Here is a 15,987-nt window from a genome sequence, read left to right as displayed (position 1 = left end):
GTGGCCAACGTGGTGGTGTTCCTGGCCAGCCCGTACTCGAGCTTCATGACCGGCGAGGTCGTCGCCGTGTCGTCCCAGCACCCGTGAGGGCAGAGCGGTGACCGCCGCGCCGACCGTCCTCGACGGGCTGGACGACGTCCGCGCCGCCGTGGGGCGCGACCTCGGCACCACCGCTTGGATCGAAGTGACCGTTCGCAGCGTCGAGCTGTTCACCCGGGCCACGAGCGCCGAGGGTCCACGCGATGGCGGGATCCCCGTCGTGCCCCCGGAGATGGTGTTGGCGCTGACCAACCTCTTCCTGCCGCAGCTCGTGGTCGTCGAGGGCGTGTCGGCCGGGGTGAACTACGGCACCGAGCAGGTGCGCTACGGCGCTGCGCTGCCGGTCGCGTCGCGAGTGCGGGCCCGGGCCGAGCTGACGGCGGCCGACGAGGTGCCCGGCGGGGTGCAGACCACAATTCGCATCACCGTCGAGGCTGAGGGCACGGCCGAGGCGGTGTGCGTGGTCGACTCGCTCAGCCGCTGGCTCGCCTGACGACCTCCGCGGGATAGGTCAGACGGGTTCCAGGGTGCGCCCCGGCGTGACCCCTTGGCGGAGATCGTCAGGATCTTGTCATTGCTGCCGGGCCCGCCGAGACGCAGGATGGAGACATGCGTGAACCCCGCACGGTCGTCGTGGTCGCCTTCGACGACTTCCAGCTGCTCGACCTTGCCGGGCCCGTCGAGGTGTTCGAGACGGCGAACCGCCTCGGCGGCGAGCCCTGCTACCGCCGAACCCTTGTCACCCCGAACGGTCGCCGCGTCCGCTCGTCGAGCGGCGTCGCGGTCGCCGCCGACGCGTCGATCACCGCGCTGGCCACGGCGACGGCGCCGATCGACACGCTCGTGGTGGTCGGGGGCCTCGGCGCGCGCCTGGGCGCGCAAGACGACGCCTTCCTCTCCAGCATCGCTGCCCTTGCCTCTCGCGCTCGGCGGATCACGTCGGTGTGCACCGGCGCGCTGGTGCTGGCTGCGGCCGGCTTGCTCGACGGCTACCGGGCGACGACGCACTGGGCATCGAGCGACGAGCTGGCCGCATCGCACCCGACCGTCGAGGTGCTCGCCGACCGGATCTACGTGCACGACCGGGATCGCTGGACCTCAGCCGGTGTCACCGCCGGCATCGACCTCGCCCTCGCGCTCATCGAGGACGACCACGGGGCTGCGCTCGCGCACCAGGTGGCCGGCTGGCTGGTGGTCTTCACCCGCCGGCCCGGGGGTCAGGCGCAGTTTAGCGCCCAGCTGCGCGCCGAGCCCGCGCCCACGCCGTCGATCCGGGAGCTGCAGCTGTGGCTGCCCGACCACCTCGCCGAAGACCTCACCGTCGCCCGCCTCGCGGAGCGCGCCAGCATGAGCGAGCGTAGCTTCGCTCGAGCCTTCCGCGCCGAGACGGGGACCACGCCGGCGGCGCACGTGGAGGAGCTCCGAGTCGAGGCCGCTCGCCGACTGCTCGAGGGGACCGACCTCACCGTCGCCGCGGTCGCCACGCGCGTCGGGCTGAAACACGCCGAGACCCTGCATCGAGCCGTCGCCCGCCGCCTCGGCACCACCCCCGATCGATACCGACAGCACTTCGCCCGCCGGGCGTCATGACCCAAGGAGAAACCATGCAGATCGCCATCGGCCTCTACCCCGGCTTCACCGCCCTCGACGCCATCGGTCCCTACCAGGTGCTCACCCTCGCTCCCGACGCTGAGGTCGTGCTGTGCGCGGCGCAGAAGGGCGACCTCGTCGACGACAACGGGCTCCTGCACCTCGACATCACCCACACGTTCGACGAGGTCGCGAGGCCCGATGTGGTCGTGGTGCCCGGCGGGATCGTCACCAGACGCCTCGCCCGTGACCGCGACCCCATCGTCGACTGGATCGCCGGTGCCCACCCGCACTCCACGTACACGACCTCGGTCTGCACCGGGGCCTTGCTGCTCGGCGCCGCCGGCATCCTCGATGGGCTCGACGCGACCACGCATTGGTGCGCCTACGACGAGCTCGCCGACTACGGCGCCACGCCCACCGAGCGACGCGTGGTTCACGAGGGCAAGGTGTGGACCGCGGCCGGCGTGTCGGCCGGCATCGACCTCGCGCTCACGCTCGTGGCCGACATGCACGGCGAGGAGGTCGCCCAGGCCATCCAGCTCGCCATCGAGTACGACCCCCAGCCGCCCTTCGATTCTGGTGCCCCCTCGAAGGCCCCAGCCGAGATCCTCAACCTCGTCCGCGCCATAACGCAGGCCAAGGTGGCCGCTGTCCTCGCCTGACGCGCGCATGTGCGACTCAGATCAACGAGCGGTTCCCCCGAGATCCGATTGTCGACGACCTCAGCGAGCGAGCAGCACCGAGGAGCCGTGGCCGAAGAGGCCCTGGTTGGCGGTGACACCGGTGCGGGCGCCGTCGACCTGGCGGGCGCCGGCCTGGCCGCGGAGCTGCCAGGTGACCTCGCAGACCTGGGCCAGGGCCTGGGCCGGCACGGCCTCGCCGAAGCTGGCCAGGCCCCCCGACGCGTTGACCGGGATGCGCCCACCGATCTCCGTGGCGCCGTCGCGCAGGAGCTTCTCGGCCTCGCCGGGCCCGCACAGGCCGATGTCCTCGTACCAGTCGAGCTCCATGGCCGTGGAGAGGTCGTAGACCTCGGCGAGCGACAGGTCCTCGGGGCCGATGCCGGACTCCTCGTAGCAGGCGTGGGCGATGGAGGCCTTGAAGTGGGCGTCGGGCGCAGGGACGGCGGCGGCCGAGTCCGCCGCGATGTCGGGCAGGTCGGGGACGACGTTGGGGTACGTCGGCGTCACCGTCGAGATGGCCCGGATCGTGACCGCGTCGTGGCCGAGGCGGCGCGCTGCGGACTCCGACGCGAGCACCACCGCGGCGGCGCCGTCGGAGGTGGCGCAGATCTCCAGCAGCCGCAGGGGCGAGGCGACCATCGGGCTGGCGAGCACCTCGTCGACGGTGATCTCCTTGCGGTACCGGGCGTTGGGGTTGGCCAGACCGTGGCTGGCGTTCTTGACCTTGATGCGAGCGAAGTCCTCGTCGGTGGCGCCCCAGAGATCCATCCGGCGTCGGGCGTAGAGCGCGAAGTAGGTGGGGTTGGTCGCGCCGAGGAGGCGGAACCGGAGCCAGTCGGGGTCCTCGGGGCGGTCACCGGCGTTGGGGGCGAGGAAGCCCTTGGGCGTGGTGTCGGCACCTACCACGAGGGCCAGGTCCGAGAGGCCGCTGAGGATGCGGGTGCGGGCGGCCTCGAGGGCGGTGGACCCCGACGCGCAGGCGGCGTAGCACGACGCCACCCGGGTGCCGTTCCAGCCGAGGGCCTGGGCGAAGGTCGCGCCCGACACGTAGCCGGGGTAGCCGTTGCGCATGGTGTCGGCGCCGGCGACGAAGTCGATGTCGGTCCAGTCGACGCCCGCATCGGCCAGGGCATCACGGGCGGCGACGCGGCCGTACTCGACGAAGCTGCGGCCCCACTTGCCCCACGGGTGCAGGCCTACGCCGAGGACAGCGACCGGGGCTGGGGCGGGACGCGGCGAGGTGTCGTTCATTCTGGGCCTCCCACGGGCTGCCACTTGAAGATCTGGTGCTCGGCCTCGTCGTCGGTGAACAGCGTGTCGATCACGACCTCGACCTCCTGGCCGATGCGCAGGTCGTCGATCGATGTCCCCGCCACGACCTGGCCGAGCACGATGATCTTCTCGACGGGCAGCTCGACCGCCGCGATGCAGAACGCCACGTGCTCGGCCCCGGGCACCACGTAGGGCGGCGGCGGTTGGTAGCGGGCGTCGGTGTAGGACCAGATGCGACCCCGCCGCGAGAGCGGCGTCGGCTCCAGCACGTCGCTGGTGCAGGCGGGGTTGGGGCATCCGAGGGCCGGGCGCGGGAAGGCCACGGTGCCGCACTCGACGCAGCGGTGGCCGATCAGGGCCGGCTCGGGCTCGGTGGTGAACCAGCCGTCGGCACCGAGGGCCGGCATGGGGGCAGGGAGGGGCAACGGGCGGGCTCCAGAAACGGGTACCTGACGGATCGTCAGGAACTGAACCCTACCGAGGGCGCCGGCGTCCGCGTGAGTCGACGGGGGGCCGCTGGGTAGCGTGGTTCGCCATGGCTCTGCGGATCGTTCCCTCGTGACCGAGCCGCCCCCCGTTCCCGGCGGTCCCTTGCCGGCGATCCCCGGCGTCGATCGCCTGGTCGCCATCGGCAAGGGCGGCTTCGGCGTGGTCTACCGCGGCCGCCAGGGCGAGTTCGGGCGCGACGTGGCGGTCAAGGTCCTGCTCGCCCACGGCGCCGACGAGCGGGCGGTCGAGCTCTGGGGACGCGAGATCACCGCCATGGGACGGCTCTCCAACCACCCCAACATCGTCGCCGTCTACTCCGCCGGGGTGACCAACGACGGCCACCCCTACCTGCTCATGCCCTTCGTGGGCGGGGGGTCGCTGCACGAGCGCCTGCGCGACCAGGGTCCGCTCCCGGGCGACGACGTGGTGCGGGTGGGCGTCCGGCTGGCCGGTGGGCTCGCCGCGGCCCACGACGCCGGCGTGCTCCACCGTGACGTGAAGCCGGCCAACGTGTTGATGTCGGAGTACGGAGAGCCACAGCTGAGCGACTTCGGCATCGCCCGTCTCGTCGACGCAGCCACCACGACCACCGGCTCGGTGCGGGCCACCATCGGCTACGCCGCCCCGGAGGTCCTCTCGGGCGAGACGGCTTCGCCGGCCTCAGACGTCTACGGGCTGGGGGCCACCCTCCATGCGGCCCTCGCCGGCCGAGCCCCGTTCGCGGGGCCCGGCGACGAGCCCTTCGCGGCTCGCATCGGACGGGTGATGACCCAGCCCCCGCCCGACCTGCGGGCCCTCGGTGTGGCTCCCGGCCTGGCCGAGGTGATCGAGGCGGCCCTGGCCAAGGATCCGGCCGACCGTCCCCAGTCGGCCGACGAGCTGCGGCGACGGCTGGTTGCCGTTGACAGCACCGCCGCCAAGGGTGGCGGCGCGTCGGTCGGTCCCGCCTCCGTGCTCGGGGCCGCCGCCCTCGGAGCGGCTGCGGCGGCCGACCCCGGCGAGGCCGAGTCTGACTCGCCGACATCCGTGTACGCCGCGGCCCCGGCCCCGGCACCGTCGACCCCGGCACCGTCGACCCCGGCACCGTCGACTTCGGCACCGTCGACGGCGGTCGCGGATCCGGTACCGACACCGCCCGACGACGAGCGCCCCGCGGGCCGCCGGCGCGGGGCCACCCTCGCGCTCGCCGTGGTCGCCCTCTTCCTCTTCTCCGGCCTGGGGGTCTGGGCCCTCACCCGCTCGTCGGGCGACGACGAGGGGGATCGCGTCAACGCTGACACGACCGAGGCGACGACGACTGAGGCTCCCGATGAGCCCACGACGACCGACGCGCCCGACGAGCCCACGACGACCGAGGCCCCCGACGAGCCCACGACGACCGAAGCCCCGGCGCCCCCCGAGCCGCCCCCGCCACCGGAGCCCGATGCCGACGACGAGAGCTCCGACGACGATGACGACTCCGACGACGACGACGAGCCCAGCGGGGGTGAGCTGCGCGACGCGGTCACTGACTACTACGCGCTCGTCGACGGGGGTGACCTGCGGGCGGCCCACGCGCAGCTGTCACCCGGGTTCCAGGGCCGTCAGCCCTTCGGCGACTACCAGAGGTTCTGGAGCTCCATCGAGTCGGTGACCGTCCAGGGCCGGAGCGAGGCCGATGTCGAGGCCATGACCGTCGCCACCCGCCTGCGCTACGTGCGCACCGACGGCAGCCGGAGCGACGAGAACGTCCTGGTGACCTTCATCGAAGGCCCCGAGGGCACCCTCCTGATCGATCAGTACCAGACCGGCGTGGCCGGCTGACCGACCCTCTCAGGCGGTCGGTCGACCCGTGCCGGTCAGCTGCCGTCCGCCTCGCACCACGTCCCGTCGCACACGTCGACGACGGTGCCGCCGGGCTTCAGGAACTCGCTGATCTGCACCCGGGCATCGGGATCCTCCCGAGGGTCGCTGTGCGGGTCCTCGCCGGCGCGGTTGGGGAGGTTCTCGATCGGCGGTGCGGGCGTGCCGCTGTCCCAGTAGATGATGGCCGACCCGGCGTGGGGCCAGGTCTCGATGCGCGGAATGCCCCACAGCGGGGTCACGTCGGGCACCCGACCCTCGGCCAGCGGCGGGTCGTTGGTGCGCGCCCCGTAGGTGCGGGCCTGGACATCGGCGGCGATCTGCGCCACCTGGTGATCGCCGAAGGCCACCTGGAGGAGCACCTCGTTGGTGGGCGAGCCCGGCAGGGGATCGGTGGTCACGTGGTTGGCGTAGCCGTTGCCCTCACCCCGGTCCCACAGCATCTGAGTCATACCGATGATGGTGATGCGGTCGAGGGCGCTCGGGTACTTCGGCGCCATGATGGCGAAGAACGGGTCGAAGTCGACGCTGCGCTCGAGCAGGGTGCTGTAGTTGATGGCCGGCACGCCGAGGACGCCGCGGGTGATCTCGGTGCTCAGGGCGACGACGGCCCCACCCATGATGCCGCCCTGGCTGAGCCCGTAGTACGCCAGGCCGGTGGCGGGGTCGATGGCCGGGGCCCCCGCCGCGCCTTGGAACGCCGGGTCACTCACGAGCCCGTCCGGCAGGGTCATCAGCCGGCCCAGGACCTGGAAGTTGAGCAGGCCCTGCTGGTTGCGGTCGACCAGCTGCGGGAACCGGGAGAAGTCGCTGATGATGTTGACGGTGTTGGGCAGGTCGGACTCCGACATGCCGATGTAGTCGGTGCCGCAGAACACCATGTTGTGCTCGCGGGCGACGGCGCGGACGTAGCCCGAGTTGGCCTGGCCACCGGTGCCGAGCAGGCCGTGGCCGTAGAGGCTGGCGCGCGCCGGGGTGCTCCTTGCGGTGTCGGGGACGGTGCAGACGAACGGTGCGGTGGAGGTGCCGTTGGGCTCGGGCAGGTCGTCGGGGCCGTAGTTCAGGCGGGAACCGGGGGCGCCGCTGCCGGTCATGTAGCTCGGGACCTCGAACGTGCCCTCGACCCGGGTGGTGGCATCGTCGCGGGGCTCGACCTTGGTCACGGTGAAGTCAGCCGGCGTCTGCCCGGCGGTGCCGCCGAGGGCCTCGTCACGCATGTGCACCGCCCGTTCGGCCAGGTTGCGGGTGCTGGCGACGGTGAAGGACCAGGCCAGGTGCAGCGTGTCACGGTCGAGGCCGGCCTCGACGACCTCGTCGATGGCCACCTCGGTGGTGGCGCGCTCGTCGTTCACCCGGCGGCTGGCCGAGGGCACCTCGTCGCGGAAGATCTGGAAGCCCGACGGGGCGGGAACGGCTGCGCCCGACGCGTCGGACATCTCTCCGATGCCCACCGCGTAGGTGTGGCCGTCGAGCAGGTTGCGGGCCGGGCGGATCACCAACGCCCGATCTGCGTCGTCCTCCGCGTTGGCGTCGAGCTCGGCCCAGTGCGGCACGCGCTCGCCGGTGGCGGTGTCGACGAGGACGGTGGGTGCGTCGTCCTCGAGCGACGAGCCGATGTCGGTCAGCGGCGGGAGGCCGGACTGCTCGGGATCGATGCCGGCGTTGTGCACGAGGATGGCCGACCCGGGGCTGAAGCCGTCCTGGCGGTTCCACTCCGTGGGGTCGAAGGCGGGCCCGTCGACCGGGGCCGGCACCCACGGGGACTTGAGCACGACGCGCTTGCCGGTGTCGGTCGAGGGGTCGGGGAGGGTCAGCTGGTCGTTGGGGAACGGCAGCAGGCATCGGGTCCGGTCGAGGATGCTGCAGCCGTAGGTCCAGGCCTCGTTGCTGGCCAGGAGGTGACGGTCGACGTCGAGGATGCTCTCGCCCCGACGGATCCGCCCGACCCAGAACTCGCGCCCGGCGGCCTCCGCGCTCCGGGCCAGCAACCGGTCATAGGCGTCGTCGACCGTTGGGCGGAGACGGTCGAGGGAGAACACGAACCCCTTGGCGACGGTGCGGGCCCCGGCGTCGGCCGTCGGGCTGTCGCTGATCACCGCAAGCCAGTGGTCGAGCCCGGCCTGATCCGCGGTCCGGCCCAGCACGTCGGCGTAGAGGCCCCGGACGAAGGGCTCGGGTTCACCGCCCTGGCGAGCGCGGTACTCCTCTGACGCCAGCAGGTCGACGAGCAGCGCCTCGGGGGTGGTCCGACCGGCGCGGATCGCGGTGGTCGTGTCGTTCCGCTCGGCGGTGGTCGCGTCGCGCCCGAAGGTGTCGTAGACCGCGGCGATGTGGCCGCGCACCGACTCGAGCGACAGCACCATGTGACGGGCGAAGGTGCCCCGGCCGGTGGTGCCGTCGAGGCGATCACCCCAGTAGGTGAGTCCGGCGGCGTCGGCGTCGCGGCCGAGGACGGCCCGGTACGCCTCTCGCACGTAGCGCTCCGACGCCGGGCGCACCGGCGTGCCCGGCTCGCCGAAGCCCGGGGCAACGGGGGCCTGCGTCGTCGGGCGGCTCGTCGGCGCAGAGACGACCGGGGACGGCGCGGCCGCCAGCCCCGCCACCAGGACGGCGAGGGTGGCGAGCAGCACGAGCGGCCGGCGGCGCCGGCGGCTGGCTCGGTCGGGGCGTGCAGCAAGGGTGCCAGGCATGCGAATCCTTTCCTGTCGGCGACCCGCGACGCCGATGTGCAACGGCGGTCACACTACCCGGTCTTGACCCGGGGGTCAGGACGGCGACGGACGCCACCGTCGGGGCGGGGCGTCGGGCGTGGCCGTCACCCGGCGGTAGGGTCGGCGCCCGTGACCACGCGCCCCACCTACGACGTCGTCGGCATCGGCAACGCTCTCGTCGACGTGCTCAGCCACGAAGACCACGCCTTCATCGACGCCCACGACCTCACCAAGGGCGCCATGGTCCTGATCGACGACGACCGGGTCGACGAGATCTACTCGGCCATGGGCCACCGCACCGAGATGTCGGGCGGGTCCGCCGCCAACACGCTGGTGGGCGTGGCCTCCTTCGGCGGCCGGGCGGCCTACATCGGGCGGGTCCGCGACGACGAGCTGGGCGCGGTCTTCGCCCACGACATGGCCTCGCTCGGCGTCGACTTCGACTCGCCGCGCGCCGGCGAGGGCCCCGCCACCGGGCAATGCCTGATCGTGGTGACGCCCGACGCCCAGCGCACGATGAACACCTACCTCGGAGCTTCGTCGCAGCTCGGCCCCGACCACCTCGACCTCGACGTGGTCCGCGACGCCAAGGTGACGTTCCTCGAGGGCTACCTGTTCGACCGCGACGAGGCCAAGGCCGCCTACCGGGTCGCTGCCGAGGCCGCCCACGAGGCGGGTCGCGAGGTCGCCCTCACCCTCTCCGACGGCTTCTGCGTCGAACGCCACCGCGACGACTTCCTGGCCCTCGTCGACGGCGGGGTCGACATCCTGTTCGCCAACACCGACGAGATCACCCGGCTCTACGAGGTCGACGACTTCGAGGACGCGGTGGCCAAGGTGCGGGGCCGGTGCAAGATCGCGTGCCTCACCAAGGGCCGCCACGGTTCGGTCATCATCGCCGGCGACGCGACCCACGAGATCACTGTCCACCAGGTTCCCCGGGTCGTCGATACCACCGCCGCCGGTGACCTCTACGCCGCCGGCTTCCTCTACGGCTACACCCAGGACATGTCCCTCGACCAGTGCGGCCGGCTGGGCTCGATCGCCGCCGCCGCGGTGATCGGCCACACCGGGGCCCGGCCCGGGCTGTCACTGGCCCAGCTGGTGCACCTGCTCGACACGTAGGGAGGCCCATGACCGAGCCGGTCGAGGCCGAGGCCGAAGCGGTCGAGGCGCTCATCGCACGCGTGCGGGCCTGGGCCGACGACGACCCCCAGCCCAGCACGGCGCGGCACCTGCGCGAGCTGACGCACCTCGTCGAGGACGGGACCCCCGGCGAGGTTGCCCGGGCCACGGCTGAGCTGCGCGAGCTGTTCCGCGATGGCCTGGCCTTCGGCACCGCCGGCCTGCGCGGCGAGGTCGGCCCCGGCCCCAACCGGATGAACGTCGCCGTGGTCCGGCGGGCCGCGGCCGGCGTCGCCGCGTGGGTCCGGGCCTCGGGCTCCACCGAGGGCGGCGTCATCGTCGGTCGCGACGCCCGCCACGGCTCGGAGGCCTTCGTGGCCGAGACCGTCGAGGTGCTGACCGGGATCGGCCTCGACGTCCACATCCTCGGCGGCCCCGTCCCGACCCCTGTGCTCGCCTTCGCCGTGCGCCGCCACCGGGCCGCGGCCGGGATCATGGTGACCGCCAGCCACAACCCGGGCCGGGACAACGGCTACAAGGTCTACGACCGTGAGGGCCGCCAGATCGACAGCGACCAGGCCGCGGAGATCGCCACCGCCATGGCGGGCGCCGGTCGGGTCACCGACCTGCCCTCCGGCGGAGCCGGCAACCCGAAGGTCCACCCCGTCGGCCTCGACCTGGTCGACGAGTACGTCAGCGCCATCGCCGATGACGTGTTGGTCCGCCGGCACGACCGGGCCACCGTCCAGGTCGCCCACACCTCCCTGCACGGCGTGGGCGGGCCGGTGGTGCGCCAGGCCTGCCGGCATGTCGGCTTCGTCACCCTCCACGAGGTGCCCGAGCAGTCCGAGGCCGATCCCGACTTCCCGACCGTGGCCTTCCCCAACCCCGAGGAGCCCGGGGCCCTCGACCGCCTACGGACGCTGGCCGCCTACGTGAGCGCGGACGTGGCCCTGGCCAACGACCCCGACGCCGACCGCCTCGCCATGGCCGTCTGGGACCCAGCTCTCGGCGACCAGCGCGAGGCCTCGTCCTGGCGGAAGCTCACCGGTGACGAGCTGGGCTGGTTGCTGGCCGACCACCTCATCCGGCGCGGCGGGTTCCCGCCCCACGGCATCCTGGCCACCACCATCGTGTCCTCCACCCTTCTGCGCGCCCTCGCGGCAGAGGCGGGGGTGGGCTACGCCGAGACCCTCACCGGGTTCAAGTGGATCGTGCGGGCGTCGACGCCCGAGCACCCCTTGATCCTCGGCTACGAGGAGGCCCTCGGCTACTGCATCGGCGACCAGGTCCGCGACAAGGACGGCATCAGCGCCCTGCTGGTCGCGGCCGAGATGGTGAGCGACCTCGTCGAGCACGGACTCACGGTCCTCGACCGGCTCGACGACCTGGCCCGCCGCTTCGGGGTCCACGCCACGGGCCAGTGGTCGCTCCGCCTCGAGGGAGCCGACGGCGCGGCCCGCATCGCCGCGGCCATGGCTCGCCTTCGCGCCGCACCGCCGGCGACCATCGGACACCGCGTCGTGGCCGGGGTCAGCGACCTGGCCGACGGGGCACCGGGTCGGGGGCTGCCCCCGGCCGATGTGGTGGGCCTCGCCCTCCACGGGGCCCGGGTCGTGGTGCGCCCGAGCGGCACCGAGCCCAAGCTCAAGGGCTACGTCGAGGTGGTCGAGCCCGTCGACGAGGGTGGCGACCTGGCCGCGGCCCGGGTGACGGCCGCCGCCGGCCTCTCGGCCCTGATCGCGGCGCTGCCCGCCGCCCTCGGCCTCGCCTGAACGCAGCTCGGCGGCTACGCGGTGCCGAAGAGGCGGTCGCCGGCGTCGCCCAGGCCGGGGACGATGAAGGCACGCTCGTCCAGGTGGTCGTCGACCGAGGCGACGACCAGCTCGTCGACCAACCCCGACGCCTGGATGCGGGCCACGCCCTCGGGTGCGGCGAGCACGCACACCGCGCTCACCCGGCCCGGGTTGCGGCCCCGGAGGAGCCGGCAGGCGAAGGCGAGGGACCCCCCGGTGGCCAGCATCGGGTCGAGCACCAGCACGGGCCGGCCCTCCAGGTCGGCCGGCACGGAGTCCATGTAGGGCACCGGCTCGTGGGTCATCTCGTCGCGGGCCACGCCGATGAAGCCGGTGGGGGCATCGGGCAGCATGCGCAACACGCCCGGCAGCAGGCCGAGCCCGGCGCGGAGCACGGGCACGGTGAGCGGCATGGGGTCGATGCGAACCGCCCGGGTGTTCGTCATCGGTGTGGCGATGGCGACCTCGACGACGGGCAGCGTGCGGGTGGCCTCCACGACGAGGATCCCCGCCAGGTCGTCCATGGCCTGGCGGAACGCGGCCCGGTCGGTGGTCTCGTCCCGGAGGCGGCCGAGGGCCTGGGCGGCCAGCGGGTGGTCGACGACGGTGGTGTGCACTGTGCCAGTCTGGCCGCCAACCCCGACCCGAGGTGATCCGTGGCCCCCCGTCGTCGTCTGCTCGCCCTCCTCGCATCGGTGCTCCTGGTGCTGAGCTTCACGGCGTGCGGCGGCGGGTCCGACGACGACGCGGCCGACGGTGGCGGGGCCGGTCGATCGACCACCGGTGACACCGCCGCCTCCACCGATGACCCCGCGTCCACCGGGGGCGACGACGATGCGGCCGCGTCCTCCGACGGCGACGGCTCCGACGCGCCGCGGGAGGACCCCTACGACGGGTACTCCAGCGAGGTCTACGACGACGGTGCGGCGTGGATCTGCCGCCCCGACCTCGACGACGACGTGTGCCGTGACCTCGACGTCACCGAGATCGCCCCCGACGGCGCGCGCACGGTCGAGGAGCGGGAGCCGGCCGCCGATCCGCCTGTCGACTGCTTCTACGTCTACCCGACGGTCTCGTCGGACCCGGGCGTCAACAGCGACCGCGAGTTCGGTCCCGAGGATCCCGAAGCTCGCACCGTGGTGGCCCAGGCCGCGCAGTACGCCCGGTCGTGTCGGGTGTTCGCCCCGGTCTACCGCCAGGTGACCCTCGCCGGCTTGGGTTCGGGAAGCTTCGCCGAAGGCGGCCCGGTGGCCTACGAGGACGTGCTCGACGCCTGGAAGACCTACGTCTCGCAGTTCAGCGACGGGCGGGGTGTGGTGCTGATCGGCCACTCCCAGGGTGCGGGTCACCTCAGCCGTCTCCTCGCCGAGGAGGTCGACGGCGACCCTGCGGTCCGCGAGCGCCTGGTGGCGGCGCACCTCTTCGGCACCTCGGTGCAGGCACCCGAGGGCGCCGGGGTGGGCGGCACCTTCGACGCCATCGGGGCGTGCTCGGCCCCCGACGATGTCGGCTGCCTCGTGACGTGGTCGAGCTATCCCGCGACGGCCCCGCCGGTGGAGAACGCCATCTTCGGGGGCGCCGGGGACGAGGGTCAACGGTCCCTGTGCGTCGACGCCGTGGCCCTGCTGGGCCGCGAGCACGCCACCGCCATCGCCCCGACCCAGGCCCCGCTGGTGGGCGGCATCGAGGGCACCGACGACCTCGAGACCCAGTTCGTCGCCCTGCCCGACGCGCTCGACGTGACCTGCGAGTCCACCGACGGCTACGACTACCTGGCGGTGGGCATCGCCGACGAGGCCGATCCCCGGCCCGTCGCCGGCCTGGTCACCGAGACGCTCGGCCCCACGTGGGGCCTGCACCTCGTCGACATGACCGTCGCCCTCGACGACCTCGTCGAGCTGGCCGCCCGCCAGGGCGCCGCCTTCGTCGGAGGAGGAGGAGGAGGAGGAGGAGGAGGAGGAGCCGACGGGGGCACGGCCTCAGCCGGCGAGGCTGACGCCCAGACCCGACGCCCGCAGCGCCGCGTACCCGGGCTTGATGCGCTCGTTGATGATGCGGAGGCGCTTGTCGAAGGGCCAGAAGGCCGACTTCATGGCGTTGAGCGTGAGCCACTCGAGGTCGTCCCAGCCGTAGCCGAAGGCGTCGACGAGGTGGGACATCTCCTCGGTCATCGAGGTGCCGCTCATCAGGCGGTTGTCGGTGTTGACGGTGACCCGGAAGCGCAGACGCCGCAGCAGACCGATGGGGTGCTCGGCGATCGTGTCGCACACGCCGGTGTTCACGTTCGACGTCGGGCACATCTCGAGCGGCACCCGGCGGTCGCGGATGAACGACGCGAGTTGGCCCAGCCGCACGCCGTCGTCGGTGACGGTGATGTCGTCGATGATGCGCACGCCGTGACCCAGGCGCTCGGCCCCGCAGATCTGCACCGCCTCCCAGATCGACGGCAGCCCGAAGGCCTCGCCGGCGTGGATCGTGATGTGGAAGTTCCCCTCGGCGACGGTGCGGAAGGCATCGAGGTGGCGGGTCGGGGGGTTGCCGGCCTCGCTGCCGGCGATGTCGAAGCCGACGACCCCGTCGTCGCGGTGGCGCAGGGCGGCCTCGGCCACCTCCTTGGAGTTGGCGGCGTGGCGCATGGCGGTGACGAGCAGGCCGATCTCGATGCGGCCGTCCGCGGCGCCCTGGCCGAAGCCCTCGAGCATGGCCGCGATGGCGTCGTCGAGGGTGAGGCCCCGCTCCAGGCACAGCTCGGGGGCCATTCGGACCTCGGCGTAGACGACGCCGTCGTCGGCGAGGTCCTCGGCGCACTCCCGGGCCACCCGGATGATGGCGTCGCGCTCCTGCATGACCCCGACGGTGTGCTCGAAGGTGTCGAGGTACAGCACCAGGTCACGTCGGTCGGCCCCTTGGGTGAACCAGCGGGACAGCTCGTCGATGTCGGTGGTGGGCAGGCCGTCGTAGCCGTGCTCCGCCGCCAGCTCGATCACCGTGGCGGGCCGCAGACCCCCGTCGAGGTGATCGTGCAGCAACACCTTGGGCGCCCGGCGGATCTGCTCGACGGTGGGTCGCTCGTCCATGGTCGGAGGGTAGCGGTGCCCCCCTCCGGTCGGCTCAGGTGCAGCCCTCCATGAACACCTGGACGCCGTAGTAGCGGTCACCGCTCCTGGTGACCCCGACGCCGATGTGGTCCCACCGGAGGTCGAGGATGTTGGCTCGGTGGCCGGCCGAGGCCATCCACGCGCGGTGCAGGCCGTCGACGCTGCTCGCGGCGGCGACGTTCTCACCCAGCGCCCGGCGGCAGCTCGGGGTGCCGTCGGTCAGAGTCGAGTGTGAGACGCGCCCCTCGCGGGCCATCTCGTCGGCCCACGCCTGGGCCTTGGTGCTCAGCGTGGCGTGGTTCGGGAGCGTTGCGCGGCCCTGGGCGGCTCGGTCCCGGTTGACGAGATCGACCATCCGCTGCTGACCGCCGGAGAGGCACGCCGTGAGGACGAGGGCGAGCGCCACGGCTACGAGGCCGACCAGGGCGCGGGATCGAGCGGTTCGTGTCGGCATGTGGGCCGAGGCTTGCGCAGATCGACCACCGCGTCCAGCACCGGTCTGACCGCAGGTCGCGACGCCACCGTCGGGGGCCATCGACCTCATGGATGCCGGGTGCTGGTGAGCTGGGCCCGTCGGAGCATCTAGAAGGCCTGCCCCGAAGACTCAGCCCCTCCGTCGCGATCGGCCGCCCTGAGAAAGCTGTGTCCGGCGATGCCCTGCCCGAGGGCGGCGCCGCGAGACGCCGCGACGGCTACGGTGCGTGGGGGGCGAGACAACGGGGAGAACCCTTCACATGAGCGATCAGCGGCACGCGGCCGGTTGGTTCCCGGCGCCGGACCGACCCGGTCAGCAGCGGTACTGGGACGGAAGCCAGTGGACCGACCACTACGCACCCCAGGCACCTCAGGCACCCCAGGGAGCGCATGCGCTGCAACAGCAGCCGAAGAAGGGCGGCGCCATGAAGGTGCTCATCCCCCTCGTTGCCTGCCTCGCTCTGGCCCTCATCGCCGTGGTCGCGGTCGTTGCTGTGAGCGGAGGAGACGACGAGGAGACGACCTCTGAAGGTCCCAGCGCGACGGAAGCCGGCGATGCCACCCCGGCAGACGGTGACGAAGAGCCAGCGGCCGAAGGCGAGGACACCCATGAGGTGGGCGAGACCGCCACCACCGGCGACCTCGAGGTCACGGTAGATACCGTCGAGGACCCGTGGGAGCCGACCAACGAGTTCGACACTCCGGCCGAGGGGCAGCGGTACGTCGGCGTCGAGCTGACGATCGTGAACACCGGCGATGAGACCACGACGTTCTCGACGTTTGGCGCCGTCGAGGTCGTTGACTCCGAGGGCCAAGCGTGGGACATCACCTTCACCACGTCGGACGAGCCGTCCATCGATGGCGA

General features: G+C 72.7%; 13 protein-coding genes and 2 pseudogenes. 9 read left to right on the top strand and 6 right to left on the bottom strand.

Annotated elements, in window-relative coordinates:
- The 4 genes and pseudogenes from VNL12_RS20725 to VNL12_RS00440 all read left to right on the top strand — a co-directional run.
- Positions 1-87, top strand: a pseudogene (locus VNL12_RS20725) (short chain dehydrogenase); the annotation flags it as partial.
- Between the two features lie 10 nt (positions 88-97).
- The gene (locus VNL12_RS00450; protein ID WP_325590554.1) at positions 98-532 is read left to right on the top strand and encodes a hypothetical protein; all 435 of its coding nucleotides are present in this window, start codon (positions 98-100) and stop codon (positions 530-532) included.
- Between the two features lie 116 nt (positions 533-648).
- Positions 649-1,629, top strand: a complete 981-nt coding sequence (locus VNL12_RS00445; RefSeq protein WP_325590552.1) for a GlxA family transcriptional regulator — start codon at positions 649-651, stop codon at positions 1,627-1,629.
- 14 nt (positions 1,630-1,643) lie between these two features.
- The gene (locus tag VNL12_RS00440) at positions 1,644-2,294 is read left to right on the top strand and encodes a DJ-1/PfpI family protein (RefSeq protein ID WP_325590550.1); all 651 of its coding nucleotides are present in this window, start codon (positions 1,644-1,646) and stop codon (positions 2,292-2,294) included.
- 60 nt (positions 2,295-2,354) lie between these two features.
- On the opposite strand, the gene VNL12_RS00435 is transcribed toward VNL12_RS00440, so the two are convergent.
- Both VNL12_RS00435 and VNL12_RS00430 read right to left on the bottom strand, forming a co-directional pair.
- On the bottom strand, positions 2,355-3,566 hold the full coding sequence (locus tag VNL12_RS00435) for a lipid-transfer protein (protein WP_325590548.1): 1,212 nt from the start codon (positions 3,564-3,566) through the stop codon (positions 2,355-2,357).
- Entirely contained in the window at positions 3,563-3,994 is a 432-nt protein-coding gene (locus VNL12_RS00430) for a Zn-ribbon domain-containing OB-fold protein (protein WP_325590546.1), read from the bottom strand. The genes VNL12_RS00435 and VNL12_RS00430 overlap by 4 nt, the downstream gene beginning before the upstream one ends.
- A 151-nt stretch (positions 3,995-4,145) precedes the next feature.
- Between VNL12_RS00430 and VNL12_RS00425 the strand changes: the two genes are divergently transcribed.
- Positions 4,146-5,879: a serine/threonine-protein kinase gene (locus VNL12_RS00425; protein WP_325590545.1), complete on the top strand. Its 1,734-nt coding sequence runs from the start codon at positions 4,146-4,148 to the stop codon at positions 5,877-5,879.
- Between the two features lie 35 nt (positions 5,880-5,914).
- Here the strand turns inward: VNL12_RS00425 and VNL12_RS00420 are convergent, their stop codons facing one another.
- Positions 5,915-8,608, bottom strand: a complete 2,694-nt coding sequence (locus VNL12_RS00420; RefSeq protein ID WP_325590543.1) for a DUF4214 domain-containing protein — start codon at positions 8,606-8,608, stop codon at positions 5,915-5,917.
- A 150-nt stretch (positions 8,609-8,758) separates the two neighbouring features.
- On the opposite strand from VNL12_RS00420, the gene VNL12_RS00415 reads away from it, so the two are divergent.
- Together VNL12_RS00415 and VNL12_RS00410 are read left to right on the top strand one after the other, a co-directional pair.
- Positions 8,759-9,754, top strand: a complete 996-nt coding sequence (locus VNL12_RS00415; RefSeq protein WP_325590541.1) for an adenosine kinase — start codon at positions 8,759-8,761, stop codon at positions 9,752-9,754.
- Between the two features lie 8 nt (positions 9,755-9,762).
- Entirely contained in the window at positions 9,763-11,529 is a 1,767-nt protein-coding gene (locus tag VNL12_RS00410) for a phospho-sugar mutase (RefSeq protein ID WP_325590539.1), read from the top strand.
- A gap of 14 nt (positions 11,530-11,543) precedes the next feature.
- On the opposite strand, the gene upp is transcribed toward VNL12_RS00410, so the two are convergent.
- Positions 11,544-12,167 (bottom strand): uracil phosphoribosyltransferase, encoded by a 624-nt coding sequence (upp, locus tag VNL12_RS00405; protein ID WP_325590537.1) that lies wholly within the window; start codon positions 12,165-12,167, stop codon positions 11,544-11,546.
- Between the two features lie 39 nt (positions 12,168-12,206).
- On the opposite strand from upp, the pseudogene VNL12_RS21110 reads away from it, so the two are divergent.
- Positions 12,207-13,085 (top strand): annotated as a pseudogene (locus VNL12_RS21110) (DUF3089 domain-containing protein); the annotation flags it as partial.
- A 444-nt stretch (positions 13,086-13,529) separates the two neighbouring features.
- On the opposite strand, the gene VNL12_RS00400 reads toward VNL12_RS21110, so the two are convergent.
- Both VNL12_RS00400 and VNL12_RS00395 read right to left on the bottom strand, forming a co-directional pair.
- On the bottom strand, positions 13,530-14,627 hold the full coding sequence (locus VNL12_RS00400; RefSeq protein ID WP_325590536.1) for an adenosine deaminase: 1,098 nt from the start codon (positions 14,625-14,627) through the stop codon (positions 13,530-13,532).
- 34 nt (positions 14,628-14,661) lie between these two features.
- A complete protein-coding gene (locus tag VNL12_RS00395) occupies positions 14,662-15,102 on the bottom strand; it encodes a CAP domain-containing protein (RefSeq protein ID WP_325590534.1) in 441 nt (146 codons plus the stop codon).
- 280 nt (positions 15,103-15,382) lie between these two features.
- Between VNL12_RS00395 and VNL12_RS00390 the strand changes: the two genes are divergently transcribed.
- On the top strand, positions 15,383-15,987 hold a 605-nt coding region (locus tag VNL12_RS00390; RefSeq protein ID WP_325590532.1), incomplete at its 3' end, for a DUF4352 domain-containing protein.

Source organism: Iamia sp. (assembly GCF_035575815.1).
In the GTDB taxonomy this organism is placed as follows: domain Bacteria; phylum Actinomycetota; class Acidimicrobiia; order Acidimicrobiales; family Iamiaceae; genus Iamia.
The sequence above is the reverse complement of the archived record's forward strand: the minus strand, read 5'-3'. Positions and strand labels throughout refer to the sequence as shown.

What these genes read in the sequence shown, in the direction of transcription:
- VNL12_RS00400 (WP_325590536.1), bottom strand. Translation starts at nt 14,627, where the DNA reads ATGGACGAGCGACCCACCGTCGAGCAGATCCGCCGGGCGCCCAAGGTG.
- VNL12_RS00445 (WP_325590552.1), top strand. Translation starts at nt 649, where the DNA reads ATGCGTGAACCCCGCACGGTCGTCGTGGTCGCCTTCGACGACTTCCAG.
- VNL12_RS00410 (WP_325590539.1), top strand. Translation starts at nt 9,763, where the DNA reads ATGACCGAGCCGGTCGAGGCCGAGGCCGAAGCGGTCGAGGCGCTCATC.
- VNL12_RS00430 (WP_325590546.1), bottom strand. Translation starts at nt 3,994, where the DNA reads ATGCCGGCCCTCGGTGCCGACGGCTGGTTCACCACCGAGCCCGAGCCG.
- VNL12_RS00440 (WP_325590550.1), top strand. Translation starts at nt 1,644, where the DNA reads ATGCAGATCGCCATCGGCCTCTACCCCGGCTTCACCGCCCTCGACGCC.
- VNL12_RS00395 (WP_325590534.1), bottom strand. Translation starts at nt 15,102, where the DNA reads ATGCCGACACGAACCGCTCGATCCCGCGCCCTGGTCGGCCTCGTAGCC.
- VNL12_RS00435 (WP_325590548.1), bottom strand. Translation starts at nt 3,566, where the DNA reads ATGAACGACACCTCGCCGCGTCCCGCCCCAGCCCCGGTCGCTGTCCTC.
- VNL12_RS00420 (WP_325590543.1), bottom strand. Translation starts at nt 8,608, where the DNA reads ATGCCTGGCACCCTTGCTGCACGCCCCGACCGAGCCAGCCGCCGGCGC.